Genomic DNA, 12,183 nt, shown 5'->3' with positions numbered 1-12,183 from the left:
CCAGGCTGATGAACGATCAACTGCTCGATGTGATCGTCCAGGCCCGCGAGGTGCAAGGGGGCAACGTGGTCGTCCTGGAACTGGCCGCCGTCGATGGCCGGGCGCTGCCGCGTTTTGCCGCCGGCGCCCACGTCGACCTGCACCTGGCTCCCAACCTGGTCCGCCAGTACTCGCTGTGCGGCGACCCGGCACAAGCCGATGTCTATCGCCTCGGCGTGCTTAAGGACAACCAGTCCCGCGGCGGCTCCGTGGCGGTGCACGAACAGCTACAGCCCGGCACGCCGATGCGCATCAGTGCACCGCGTAACCTGTTCCCGCTGGCTGGCAATGCGCAACGCTCGATCCTGCTGGGTGGTGGCATCGGCATCACGCCGATGATCGCCATGGCCCATGCCCTGCACGCCCAGGGCCAGCCGTTCGAGCTGCACTACCGCGGCCGCTCGCGCAGCCGCTGCGCCTTCGTCGATGAACTGCTGGCCGCGCCGTTCGCCGCCAGCGTGTTCACCCATTTCAGCGACGAAGGCCCCGAGCAGCAACTGGACCTGGCCCGCGTGCTCGGCCCGGGCAGCCCCGGCGTGCACCTGTACACCTGCGGCCCGACGGGCTTCATGGACTGGGTGATCGAGGGCGCACGCCGGCAAGGCTTCGATGAGCAGCATATCCACCACGAGTACTTCCAGGCCGAGGTCGACACCTCGGGCGACAGCTTCGAGGTGGTCGCCGCACGCAGCGGCAAGACCGTGCAGGTGCAAGCCGGGCAAACCCTGACTGCCGCCCTGCGCGAAGTAGGCGTCAAGGTCGAGGTGTCGTGTGAGCAAGGTGTGTGTGGCACCTGCCTGTGCGATGTGCTCGAAGGCGAACCTGATCACCGTGACCATTACCTGACCGATGAGGAGAAACAGAGCAACGAACAGATCGTGCTGTGCTGTTCCCGGGCGCGCGGCAAGCGCCTGGTGCTGGATATCTAGAACAACAAAAACAATACGTGACAGACAAGCGGGCCATAGACCTGCAGAGCGCCTCTGCCCAGTTGAACCACTGCCGAGACTTTGTACTGATCACATTTCCAGGATTACGCTTTCCAGGATTACCCCATGGATCTCAAATGGCCGTTGCGTGCGAAATCGTTGTGCTTGTGTGTGGGCACCGTGTTACCCCTGACCAGCTTCGCCGATGTGGTGGATGACAGCCACCTGTCGCTGAACTTCCGTAACCTCTACCTGAACCGCAATTTCACCAATTCCAGTGCGCCGGTATCCAAGGTCGGCAACTGGTCGCAGGGCTTCGACCTGCAGTTCGAGTCCGGCTACACCGACACCCCGTTGGCCGTTGGCCTTGATCTCAATGGCCAGTATGCCTTTCGCCTGGACTCCACCGGCAACGACGGCTCGCTGCCGTTCAGCCAGCATCGCCAACAGGCCGCCGATGACTACAGCCGCGGCGGCGCGACGCTGAAGCTCAAGTACGCCAAGACCCAGGTGAAGATTGGTGACCAGAAGCCGTTCTACCCGGTCGCCTCCAACGACCCCAGCCGCCAACTCGACACCATTTACCAAGGTGCGGTGATCGAATCGCGCGACATCGACAACCTGACCCTGGTGGGCGGGCGCTTCTGGTCGATCGTCACCCGCGAGTCGTCCAACCACGAGCGCCTGTACCGTTATGGCACCAACGATAGCCTGGACAGCGATGGCCTGGACTTCGCCGGTGCCACCTACAACTTCACCCCAGACCTGCAGGGCAGCTACTTCCACGGCGTGCTCAACGACATCTACAAGCAGGACTACGGCGGCATCAAGCACACCCTGAAGTTCGCCGACGGCTACCAGCTGAAAACCGACGTCGGTTACTTCAACAACCGTGAAGACGGCGCCGCGCGCAGCGGCCCGGTGGACAACCGCGCCTACTTCGGCCTGGTGACCCTGGAAAAGAGCGGCCACATGGTCGGCGCCAGCTACCAGCGCATGACCGGCGACACGGTGTTCCCGACCCTGAACGGCTACGTGCCGCAACTGTGGCTGCCGAACTGGGCGAGCATCCCCTTCATCCGCCCGGACGAGCGCAGCTGGTCGGTGCGCTACGGCTACAACTTCGTCGCCATGGGCATACCCGGCCTCAAGCTGTTCACCCGCTACATCAAAGGTACCGACGTCGATCGCGGCCCGGGCCTTGCACGCGACCAGGAAAGCGAGCGCGACATCATGCTTAGCTACGTGGTCCAGAGCGGCCCGCTCAAGGACCTGTCGTTCGACCTGAAGAACATGCGTACCCAGCAGAAGTACGGCAACGACTACACCGAGTACCGCCTGATCACTTCCTACACCTGGAAGTTCTGGTAAGTGGCCCGCATGGAGATGGCTCATGACTAACCTCAACACCAGCATCACCCGCGATACCGACCCCCGCACCATGCGCCGCATCGTCATTGCCTCGGTACTGGGCAACGCCCTGGAATGGTACGACTTCTTCCTTTACGGCACGGCCGCGGCGCTGATCTTCGCCCCGTTGTTCTTCCCCGCCGGCACCGACCCGGTGCTCGGCACCCTGGCCTCGTTCGCAGGCTTTGCCGTGGGCTTTCTCGCCCGCCCGCTGGGTGGCCTGATCTTTGGCCACATCGGCGACAAGGCCGGGCGCAAGAAGGCCCTGGTCATGACCCTGGCGATCATGGGTGCAGCGACCTTCGCCATGGGCCTTTTGCCCACCTTCGAACAGGCCGGCTACCTGGCACCGGCGTGCCTGGTGATCCTGCGCGTGCTGCAAGGGGTGGCCTCGGGCGGTGAATGGGGTGGCGGCGTGCTGCTGCTCAGCGAAAACGCACCGAAGGACCGCGTCGGTTTCTATGCGGCCTGGAGCCAACTGGGCGTGTCAGGTGGCTTCGTGCTGTCGGCGGCGGCCTTCTACCTGGTGCAGATGCTGCCCCATGAAGACATGATGAGCTGGGGCTGGCGCGTGCCGTTCCTGGCCAGCATCCTGATCTTTGGCGTCGGCGTGTACATTCGCCGGCGCCTGCCGGAGAGCAAGGCATTCGTCGAGGAACAGGCGCAAGCGGACAAGCCTGAGCACATGCCGGCCATGGAAGTGCTGCGCAAGCACCCCAAGGCGGTGCTGCAGGCCATGGGCATCCGCATCGCCGAGAACGGCAGCGCCTACCTGTTCCTGGCGTTCACCATCGCCTACGCCAAATTCACCGGGCTGGATACGCAGCTGGTGCTGGCCAGCGTGATGGTGGCGATGATCGTCGAGGCCGGCACCATCGTGTTCTGGGGCTGGCTGTCGGACATCATCGGCCGGCGCGTGGTGTATGCCATCGGCTCGGTCGGTTTGATGGTGCTGGCGTTTCCGTTCTTCTGGATGCTCGATACCCATTCGCCGGTGTGGGTGTACCTGGCGGCGTTGCTGGGCATGGCTTTCTGTCATGGCGCGATGATCGGCACCCAGCCGGCGCTGATGGGTGAGCTGTTCCCGCCCAAGGTGCGTTATTCCGGGTTGGCCATGGGGCATGAAATCGCCTCGATCTTCTCCGGAGGGTTGGCGCCCTTGGCAGCGACGGCGTTGTTCAGCCTGTACAAGGATGCCTGGCCGGTGTCGGTTATGCTGGTGGTAATGGGGGCCATTACCACCCTGGCGGTGATTACCATCAAGCCACAGGCCAAGGCCTAGATTCGCTCGGTTTTTTGCCCGGGCCTTTCCGTGCGGGGAGGGTTCGGGCTTTTTATTGGGGTGGGGCTGGCAGGTGCCTGGCTTGAGGGTTGTGGTGCCTGTGAGATCGAGCGCCGCCCGCGCGGCGCTTCGCGGGGCAAGCCCGCTCCCACAGTCTGTTTCCGGCCAATCTCTCCTGTGCAATTACCGCTGTCCGCCTTGGTGCATGACAGAAGACAGATGGAAAGCAACTGCGCCCACCCCAGATATCAAAGGGGACAACCAAGGCGGACAGTGGAGACCTCACAGGAGGGATTGGCCCGAAACAGACTGTGGGAGCGGGCTTGCCCCGCGAAGCGCCGCGCGGGCGGCGCTCGATCTCACAGGCACCACAACCCTCAAGCCAGGCACCCTGAACCCCAATCAATTTGCCCACCTGTGCCAACCTCTTGCCCCTGCCTGCCAATCCACCCTCAAGCCATTCCGCCCTGCGCCAAGCCCCGGTAGCCTGCCGCGAGCCCTACTCGCGTCGCGGAAAACAACAACATGACCAACGCCTTGAGCATCCACAACAAGATCACCCTGCTCGCCAGCTTGTGCCTGGCTGCCGTCGTCGTGCTCCTCACCGCACTGGCCCTGGCCCAGCGCCAAAGCAGCGAAGATCAGGTCGGCAGCAGCGCCAGCGACATGCTGCTGGCCGCCGCGCGCAACAACCTGCGTGCCGAAGGCCAGGCCCAGGCACTGCAGATCCAGCAGGGCTTCGCTCACGCCTACACCTTTGCCGAAGGCGTTGGCCGCCAGGTCATGCACCTGCGCCAACGCGCAGGCATGCCCGCGGCCGAACTGCGCCGCGACCTCACACAGGTGCTGCGCGATGCCCTGGCCGGGCGCCCGGAACTGTTGGGGCTGTTCATCACCTTCGAGCCAAACGCCCTGGACGGCCACGACGCCGACTTCCCTGCCCGCCTGGACCTTGGCAGCAACGACAAGGGCCGCTTCGCCCTGTACTGGCTGCAACCAGGCCCCGGCCAACTGCAGGCAGTACCGGGCGACGAGAAAATGCTGGCCGACACCTCGCCCGGCCCCAGTGGCGCGCCGTTCAATGCGTTTTTCAGCTGCTCGCGCGCCAGCGCCAAACCCTGCCTGCTCGAACCCTATGTCGACAGCTCCAGCGGCACCGCGCGGCTGGTCACCAGCCTGACCCTGCCCCTGATCGACCAGGGCCGTGTGGTTGCAGTGATCGGCCTGGACATCGACCTGGCGACGCTGCAACGTGATGCCGAAAAAGCCACCGCAGCGCTGTACGGCGGCCAGGGCGATATCGCCATCGTCAGCACCGCCGGGCTGCTGGCCGGTGACAGCAGCCACCCCGAACGCCTCGGTACGCTGCTCAAGGCACGCCACCCCGAACAGGCCGCTGCCATGCTCGGCGCCGCAGCCGCAGGCCATACACAGGCGTTCGAGGATGCCAGGCACATGCGCATGCTGGTGCCGATCCAGCCCCTGCCTGAAGCCAGCCCCTGGGCCGTGCTGGTCAGTGTCGGCAAGGACGTGCTCGGCGCGCCGGTCACCGCCCTGCAGGAACAGATGCGCACCCAGCGCCTGCGCAGCCTGGCCCTGCAGATCGGTCTTGGCCTGGGCATCGCACTGCTGGGCGTGGCGATGATGTGGCTGACCGCGCGCAGCGTCAGCCGCCCGCTGCTGCGGGTCGCCTACCTGCTGGAAGACATCGCCGAAGGCGAAGGTGACCTGACCCGCCGCCTGGCCTACCCCGGCAAGGATGAACTGGGCCGCCTGAGCCGCGCCTTCGACCGCTTCCTGGAGCGCCTGCAACCGGTGATCGCCCAGGTCCAGGGCGGTGTGCGCGATACCCGCGACACCGCCGACCAGTCGGCGCGCATCGCCAGCCAGACCAGCGCGGGCATGCAGCAGCAGTTCCGCGAAATCGAACAGATGGCCACCGCCTTGCACGAAATGTCTGCCACTGCCCAGGCCGCAGCCCACAGTGCTGCGCAAGCTGCCGAGGCGGCGCGCCATGCCGACCAGGCCACCGGCGCCGGTGTGCAGGTGATCGAAAGCACCACCCAGGGCATCCAGGCCCTGGCCACGGGCATGAGTGACGGGATGCAGCGCCTGAATGCACTGGCCGCGAGCAGCGAGCAGATCGGTGCGGTGATGGGTGTGATCCTGTCGATTGCCCGGCAGACCAACCTGCTCGCGCTCAATGCGGCCATCGAAGCAGCCCGCGCCGGTGACGCCGGCCGCGGGTTTGCCGTGGTCGCCGACGAGGTGCGCGGGCTGGCCCAGCGCACCCAGGCCTCGGTGGAAGAAATTGGCGCGATCATCGACAACCTGCGCAACGGCACCCACGAGGTGACCGGCGCCATGCAGCACAGCTACCAGCAGGCCCAGGCCAATGCCGAGCAAGCACGCCAGGCCCTGCAGGCGCTGGCGCAGATTCGTCAGGCGGTCAGCGTGATCACCGACATGAACGTGCAGATCGCCTGCGCCGCCGAACAGCAGAGCAGCGTGGCCGAAGAGGTCAACCGCAACGTCGAGGCGGTGCGCGATGTCACCGCCTCGTTGTCCGGCCAGGCCGAGCGCTCGGCGGGGATCAGCCAGCAGTTGAACGACCTGGCGTCAGAGCAGCAAGGGCTGATCGAGCGCTTCAAGGCCTGAGGCAAAGCGCGGCGCCAGCCCGGCCTGGTGCAGGCGCTGCACCAGGTTCGCCAGGCGCGCGTGGCGGTAGGCATCAAGGTCGGTATCGCGGTAGTCGTAGAACCCCACGCCATCGCGCAGGCCGTTGCGCCCGCTGGCCATGTTCTCCAGCACTGAAGGGGGCGCCTGGTAGCGCTCGCCCAGGTGGCGGCTGAGGTAACGTGAGGCGTGATGCAGGATGTCGCCACCGCCCCAGTCGATGAACTCCAGCAGGCCCAGTACCGAGAAGCGCAGGCCAAAACCGGTACGTACGGCCAGGTCGATCTGCTCGGCGCTGGCCACCCCCTCCTCGACCATGCGCGCCGCCTCGTTCATCACCAGCGCCTGCAGGCGCGGCACGATGAAACCAGGGGTGGCGTTGCACAGCACCGGTACCTTGCCGATGGCCTGCAAGGTGGCCAGCAGCTCGGCAACCACCGCGTCGCAGGTTGCAGCGCTGCGAGAGACTTCTACCAGCGGCATCAAGTGTGCCGGGTTGAGCCAGTGTGCGTTGACCATGCGCCCAGGCGCGCTGACCATGGCGGCCAGCTCGGTGACCAGGAAGGTCGAGGTGGTGGAGGCGATGACCGCGTCCGCGGCCACATGCCGGTCGATCCAGGCAAAGGTCTCGCGCTTGGCTTCGAGCACTTCGGGCACCGCTTCGAACACCAGCCGGCAACCTTGCAGCGCCTGGCCGCCCTCCCCCAGTGTCAGCAGTTGAACCCGCGACAACAATCGCTCGGCCTGCTGCGCGCCGATCAGTTCGAGGGCCACCAGGCTCTGCGCCTCGACGGCAAGGTTACGCCTGACCGCCTCGAAGTAGCTGGCCTGGGCTTGCGCCTGCCGCGCCTTCAGGTCGATCAGGCTGACATGGACGCCGGCCTGGGCGAAGGCCAGGGCGATGCCCTCGCCCATCCGCCCGGCACCGACCACGGCGATGCGCTGTAATGGCCCGCTCATGGCGCAACACCGTCACGCAGCAGGGCCGCCATCTGTGCGCGGTCGAGCGCCGCCAGGCCGAGGTTTTCCAGGGTGCGGCCTTCGCCATACAGGTCACGCCCGGTCACCGCCGAGGCCAAGGCTAGCAAGCCCTGCGCCACCGGCGTAGGCACACCGGCCCAGCGCCCGACCGAGACCAGCAGCGACAGCCCCAGGCGAGTGTCTTCGAGCATGTAGCGGTGCTGCTGCAGGTCGATCTTCTCGCGCCAGTCACCGCTGTCGGTGAGCTTGCCATGGGCACCACGGCCGTACATCCACTCATCGCCCTGGTCAGTGTTGTAGTGGTCGGCCAACGGAAAGTGCGGTGCCGGGTAGCCCAGCGCCTCGCGCACGCGCATGCGTTCGGCGTCCAGTGCATTGGTCACTCGGCGGATCGAAGGCTGGGTGCCTTCGTTGTGGATGTCCCACGACGCGAAATGCTCCAACGGCCCGGCATTCATCAGGATCAGCGGCGGGTGAATGACCGGCCCGGCGTTCATCAAGGCACCACTCAGGGCATCTTCGATCGGCTCGACGCTGGGATACGCCTCGCGCAGCACGCTGAAGGCATGCGCCGACAGGCGGCTGGGCAACACGCCGGTCGGCAGGCGCGTGGCGTAGGCACTGATCACCAGCTGGTCGGCGCCATGCTTACGCACCAGGTACGGCAAGGTCCCGGTTTCGGCGAAGGCCACCTCGGCAGGGTTGCCACAGTCGCGCATGGCCTTGGCGAAGAGGTAGCTGCCGAAGGTGCCTGGCGGCAGGAACACCACCTGGCCGGCACTGAGCAACGGCGCGACTTCAGCGGCCAGGGCTGCGTGACTGGTTGCCGGCAAGGGGATGATCACCAGGTCCGCGCCCTGCAGTGCTGCTGCCAGGTCGGTGACCAGTTGCAGGTTGTCGCCAAGGGGCAGCCGGCGGGTGCCGCGGTAATCGCGTACGCTAACGCTGCCAATCGCCTGCAGTGCCTGCAGGGCCGCCGCGTCGCGCCGCCACAAGCGGGTGGCATGGCCGCGCTCGGCCATCTCGACAGCCGCTGCATAGCAGCCGTGGCCGCCGCCAAGAACAGTGATTTGCATGGGTGGAACTCCGCGTGGGTAAGGTAGGCCGATGCTAGCCATCACGCGCTTGGCCGGCGCTGCGGATCGCGCAGGCAGGCTACCGATTGCGCAGCTTTCAGCCCCTGAGCGTGGTGGAGGGCAGGCAACCGAAGCGCTGCCGGTACTGCTGGGTGAAATGCGCGGGGCTGTTGATGCCGAAACGCAGCAGTACCTCGGTCACGCTCCCCTCGCCTCGCTGCAATGCCGTGTGCACCGCCTGCAGGCGCCGATCGCGGATGTACTCGACCGGCGTCTGCCCGAGGAACTGGCGAAAGCCATTCTGTAGCGTGCGTACCGAAACGCCACTGAGCGCACACAGGGTGGCCAGCGCCAGCGGCTGGTCCAGGTTTGCCTCGATGTGCTCGCGGGCCCGGCGCACATGGCTGGGCAACGGGGTGCCTGCCGGTTGCAGCAGCGCGGCGCAATAGTTGTGCGGCAGCTGGGTCAGCAGCAGTTGCACCAGGTGATCCACCAGGCCCTGGCGCAACGGCGCCAGGCTCAGTTGCAGGGCGAACAGCCGGCACAGGTAATCCAGTGTCAGGCCCAGCGCATGGACACCTGGGTGGTCGGCCGCCAGTGGCACGTCGAACGCCAGCGGCTGCCTCAGGCTGCGTCCCAGCAACTGCTGCAGGGGCAGCTCCAGCGCCTCGCGAGGTATGCTGAGCACGGCATTGCGGCAAGTGCCCCCGGTAACGATACGGCTGCTGGCGAACGGTGAGCTGACGCTCAGCCCGCCTGGCGCCACGGCCGCATGCTCGCGGCCGTGGCTGACTTCACACTGCCCCTGCAGGGTGGTGCGGAACAGGTACTGCGCGCCTGTACCCTCCAGGCTGACTTCCACCGGAGCATCGTAATGCAACTGCAGCAGCCGCACGCCGGCAAACTCCACGCCGCTGACCTGCAACTGCGGCGCAGCATCGTCCAGCACCCGCAGCCGATGCGGGCAGAGGTAGCGGGCCAGCTGCACCTGCATCTGGGCCACATCCTGCGAGTGAAACAGCGGAAAGCGCTCCAGCAGCTGGATGTCCGCCAGCATCTCAGGCCTCGGCCGAGTGTTCGCGGCGCATGCTGTCACGGAAGCATTTGCAGCCCTTGGCCAGTAGCACGATGGCCAGCAACGAGGCAGCGAAGCTGACGATCGACATCGACGAACCGACCGCTGCCGGGGCGCCAAAATAGCGGTCGGTGATCAGCGCCACCAGCGTGGTACCCAGGCCCAGCCCGAGCAGGTTGCTGATCAGCAGGAACACCGCCGACACCTGGGCGCGCACCTGGTTGGGCGAGAGGATCTGCATGGCGGCCGTGGAGGCCGGCATCGGGAACGAGGCGAAGAACATCGCCGGCACCAGCAAGGTCACCGACAGCCACAGCTGGTCGACCTGCGAATACAGCACCGCCGGCACGATCATGCCCACTGCGCCGATCACCCCGGTGCGCATGGCCGCATCACTGCGCCCACGCTTGGCCAGGTGGTCGGTGAGCCAGCCGCCGAACACCACGCCGGTGGTGTTGGCCAGCAGCAGGATGGTGCCGAGCATGAAACCGGCCTGCTCGGGGCTCATGCCGAACTTGCGGATGTACAGCGCCGGGGTCCAGCTCATCATGCAGAACAGCGCCATGGCGTAGAACGAGAAGCCCAGGTAATGGCAGCCGAAGGTCGCTCGGTGGCGGCCGATGAAGCGCAGGCCATCGCTGAGGCGGACCTTGCGGACGTTACCGTCGGCGTCCAGTTGCGCGCCCTTGCGCTGCGGGTTGCGCACGGTCAGCCAGACCAGCAGGCCGACGATCACCCCGGGCAGGCCGACAATGAAGAACGCCAGCTGCCAGGCTTTCATCGCACCGAGGAAGGCCACTTCGATGGTTTGCGCGTCCTTGAGCAGGGTGATCACGTAGCCGCCGACCAGGAAGGCGATGCCGCCACCGACGAACGAGCCGATCGAGTAGATACCCACCGCGCGGCCGAGTTTCTCCTTGGGGAACAGGTCGCTGAACATCGAGTAGGCCGAAGGTGACAGGGCCGCCTCGCCAACCCCGACGCCGATGCGTGCCAGGAACATCTGGGTGAAGTTCTTGCTCAGGCCGCAGGCGGCGGTGGCGAAGCTCCAGAAGATCACCCCCACGGCGATGATGCGCGGGCGCGAGAAACGGTCGGCCAGGTAGGCGATGGGCATGCCCATGAAGGCGTAGAACAGCGAGAACGCCAGGCCGTGCAGCAGGCTGAACTGAGTGTCGCTCAACTGCAGGTCGGCTTTGATCGGCTCGATCATCAGGGCGAGGATCTGCCGGTCAACGAACGAGAAGATGTAGGCCACCATGCACAGGATGACCACGTACCATTCGTAGAGATAGCGCTTGTTGTGCTGCTTGAGGTGTTGCTCTTGAGTGAGGGTATTCATGCTCGCGAATTCCTGATGGGACAGCCTGGATAGGGATTACAAGGCAGTGACCTGTCAGTAACAGGCGAGCGCACGCAGGGCGGGATTACACATGACCAGTGACCTTTATTGTTATTGGAATGGTGTATGGCGGTAGAGCATCTTCAGCTTGCACCGGCATCATCGCCGACAAGCCGGCTGCCACAGGTACAGCGCAGCCTTCTGGAGCTGCATCAATCCTGTGGGAGCTCGCTTGCCGGCGATGAAGCCGTCACAGGGACTCAGGCACTCTGCAGTGCCCGAGGTCGGTGGCTGCGTTCCTCGGCCTCTGGCGCCTTGGCGGTCTGCAGCCGGAAGTCGAACGACAGCTCGGCAAAGCGCTCGCCCTGCACGCCTCGGTCACGGGCCGCTGCGGCATCGTCGACAAAGCGCAGGTCGCCGATCAGGCCATCGCGGGTGGCATAGGCGAAGTCGTCCCACAGGTATTTGTCGCCGGCGAAGTTGATCTGCGTGGTCAGGTGGCGGTGGCCCGGTGCCGAGATGAAGAAGTGCACGTGGGCCGGGCGCTGGCCGTGGCGGCCAAGCAGGTTCAGGCATTCCTGGGTCGGGCCCTGGGGATCGCAGCCATAACCGGACGGCACGATGGAGCGCGCACGGTAGCGGCCCTCGGCATCGGTGACGATGCGTCGGCGCAGGTTGTACTCGGACTGGGTGGAGTCGAAGTACGAGTAGGTGCCCTGGGTGTTGGCATGCCACAGGTCCACGGTGGCACCGGCCAGCGGTTGGCCGTCGGCATCGAACACCTGGCCCTGGAGGAACATCACCACGCCCGGATCGGTGCCGTCGTCCATGCGCGCCTCACCCACGGACAGCGGTGCACCGGCCACGTACAGCGGGCCTTCGATGGTGCGCGGGGTGCCGCCGGTCAAACCGGCTTCGGCATCCTTGGCATCCTGCAGCAGGTCGAGGAAATGCTCGATGCCCAGGCCGGCCGCCAGCAGGCCCGCCTCGTTGCGCCCGCCCAGGCGGTTGAGGTAGTCGATGGCATGCCAGAACTCGTCCTCTGTGATTTCCAGGTCTTCGATCAGGCGTGCAGTGTCCTGCAACACGCGCAGGATGATCTGCTTGAAGCGCGGGTTGCCCTCGGTCTGGCCAAGGCCGGCCACTTGCTCGAAGAACGCCTGGATATCGGCAGTGTGGGAAATCTTCACGGTCATTTCTGCTTACCTCGAATTGTTCTTGTCTGGTAGTCGTGGTTCAAGGGTGAATCAGCGGTCGTCGCTGTGGATCGACGACGGATGGCGGCACAGGCCGTCGACCTCGATGTCCATGTACGGGAACAGCGGCAGCTGCATCAGCGTGTCGTGCAGCGCCTCGACGCTGGGCACGTCGAA

At 65.7% G+C, this 12,183-nt stretch carries 10 protein-coding genes and 1 pseudogene; 5 read left to right on the top strand and 6 right to left on the bottom strand.

The window, feature by feature from the left end; translation table 11 throughout:
- Nucleotides 1–8: 8 nt before the first annotated feature.
- The 5 genes and pseudogenes from ACIPZ5_RS26650 to ACIPZ5_RS26630 all read left to right on the top strand — a co-directional run bounded on the left by ACIPZ5_RS26650 (nt 9) and on the right by ACIPZ5_RS26630 (nt 6,318).
- The gene (locus ACIPZ5_RS26650; RefSeq protein WP_400811485.1) at nt 9–968 is read left to right on the top strand and encodes a PDR/VanB family oxidoreductase; all 960 of its coding nucleotides are present in this window, start codon (nt 9–11) and stop codon (nt 966–968) included.
- 126 nt (nt 969–1,094) lie between these two features.
- Complete coding sequence (locus tag ACIPZ5_RS26645) at nt 1,095–2,339, top strand: OprD family outer membrane porin (RefSeq protein WP_400811483.1); 1,245 nt, start codon at nt 1,095–1,097, stop codon at nt 2,337–2,339.
- 22 nt (nt 2,340–2,361) lie between these two features.
- On the top strand, nt 2,362–3,660 hold the full coding sequence (locus tag ACIPZ5_RS26640) for an MFS transporter (RefSeq protein ID WP_400811481.1): 1,299 nt from the start codon (nt 2,362–2,364) through the stop codon (nt 3,658–3,660).
- 525 nt (nt 3,661–4,185) lie between these two features.
- A pseudogene (locus ACIPZ5_RS26635) lies at nt 4,186–5,460 on the top strand (HAMP domain-containing protein); the annotation flags it as partial.
- Between the two features lie 102 nt (nt 5,461–5,562).
- On the top strand, nt 5,563–6,318 hold the full coding sequence (locus tag ACIPZ5_RS26630; protein ID WP_400811531.1) for a methyl-accepting chemotaxis protein: 756 nt from the start codon (nt 5,563–5,565) through the stop codon (nt 6,316–6,318).
- Here the strand turns inward: ACIPZ5_RS26630 and ACIPZ5_RS26625 are convergent.
- The 6 genes from ACIPZ5_RS26625 to ACIPZ5_RS26600 form a co-directional block, all read right to left on the bottom strand.
- The gene (locus ACIPZ5_RS26625; protein WP_400811479.1) at nt 6,280–7,296 is read right to left on the bottom strand and encodes a 3-hydroxybutyryl-CoA dehydrogenase; all 1,017 of its coding nucleotides are present in this window, start codon (nt 7,294–7,296) and stop codon (nt 6,280–6,282) included. The two genes, ACIPZ5_RS26630 and ACIPZ5_RS26625, sit on opposite strands and share 39 nt — an antisense overlap.
- A complete protein-coding gene (locus tag ACIPZ5_RS26620) occupies nt 7,293–8,393 on the bottom strand; it encodes an NAD/NADP octopine/nopaline dehydrogenase family protein (protein WP_400811478.1) in 1,101 nt (366 codons plus the stop codon). Before ACIPZ5_RS26620 ends, ACIPZ5_RS26625 begins: the two co-directional genes overlap by 4 nt.
- Nucleotides 8,394–8,490: 97 nt before the next feature.
- Nucleotides 8,491–9,450, bottom strand: a complete 960-nt coding sequence (locus ACIPZ5_RS26615) for an AraC family transcriptional regulator (protein WP_400811476.1) — start codon at nt 9,448–9,450, stop codon at nt 8,491–8,493.
- 1 nt (nt 9,451) lies between these two features.
- Nucleotides 9,452–10,810, bottom strand: a complete 1,359-nt coding sequence (locus ACIPZ5_RS26610; protein WP_400811474.1) for a spinster family MFS transporter — start codon at nt 10,808–10,810, stop codon at nt 9,452–9,454.
- A gap of 260 nt (nt 10,811–11,070) precedes the next feature.
- Nucleotides 11,071–12,006 (bottom strand): catechol 1,2-dioxygenase, encoded by a 936-nt coding sequence (catA, locus tag ACIPZ5_RS26605; RefSeq protein WP_400811473.1) that lies wholly within the window; start codon nt 12,004–12,006, stop codon nt 11,071–11,073.
- 51 nt (nt 12,007–12,057) lie between these two features.
- A partial coding sequence (locus tag ACIPZ5_RS26600) for a muconolactone Delta-isomerase family protein (protein WP_400811529.1) occupies nt 12,058–12,183 on the bottom strand: 126 nt, incomplete at its 5' end.

This window comes from Pseudomonas sp. NPDC089428 (assembly GCF_044749325.1).
Classification (GTDB): domain Bacteria; phylum Pseudomonadota; class Gammaproteobacteria; order Pseudomonadales; family Pseudomonadaceae; genus Aquipseudomonas.
Note: the sequence above shows the minus strand (reverse complement) of the source record. Positions and strands in the feature narration are given on the sequence as shown.

What these genes read in the sequence shown, in the direction of transcription:
- ACIPZ5_RS26650 (WP_400811485.1), top strand. Translation starts at nt 9, where the DNA reads ATGAACGATCAACTGCTCGATGTGATCGTCCAGGCCCGCGAGGTGCAA.
- ACIPZ5_RS26645 (WP_400811483.1), top strand. Translation starts at nt 1,095, where the DNA reads ATGGATCTCAAATGGCCGTTGCGTGCGAAATCGTTGTGCTTGTGTGTG.
- ACIPZ5_RS26640 (WP_400811481.1), top strand. Translation starts at nt 2,362, where the DNA reads ATGACTAACCTCAACACCAGCATCACCCGCGATACCGACCCCCGCACC.
- ACIPZ5_RS26630 (WP_400811531.1), top strand. Translation starts at nt 5,563, where the DNA reads ATGCAGCAGCAGTTCCGCGAAATCGAACAGATGGCCACCGCCTTGCAC.
- ACIPZ5_RS26625 (WP_400811479.1), bottom strand. Translation starts at nt 7,296, where the DNA reads ATGAGCGGGCCATTACAGCGCATCGCCGTGGTCGGTGCCGGGCGGATG.
- ACIPZ5_RS26620 (WP_400811478.1), bottom strand. Translation starts at nt 8,393, where the DNA reads ATGCAAATCACTGTTCTTGGCGGCGGCCACGGCTGCTATGCAGCGGCT.
- ACIPZ5_RS26615 (WP_400811476.1), bottom strand. Translation starts at nt 9,450, where the DNA reads ATGCTGGCGGACATCCAGCTGCTGGAGCGCTTTCCGCTGTTTCACTCG.
- ACIPZ5_RS26610 (WP_400811474.1), bottom strand. Translation starts at nt 10,810, where the DNA reads ATGAATACCCTCACTCAAGAGCAACACCTCAAGCAGCACAACAAGCGC.
- catA (WP_400811473.1), bottom strand. Translation starts at nt 12,006, where the DNA reads ATGACCGTGAAGATTTCCCACACTGCCGATATCCAGGCGTTCTTCGAG.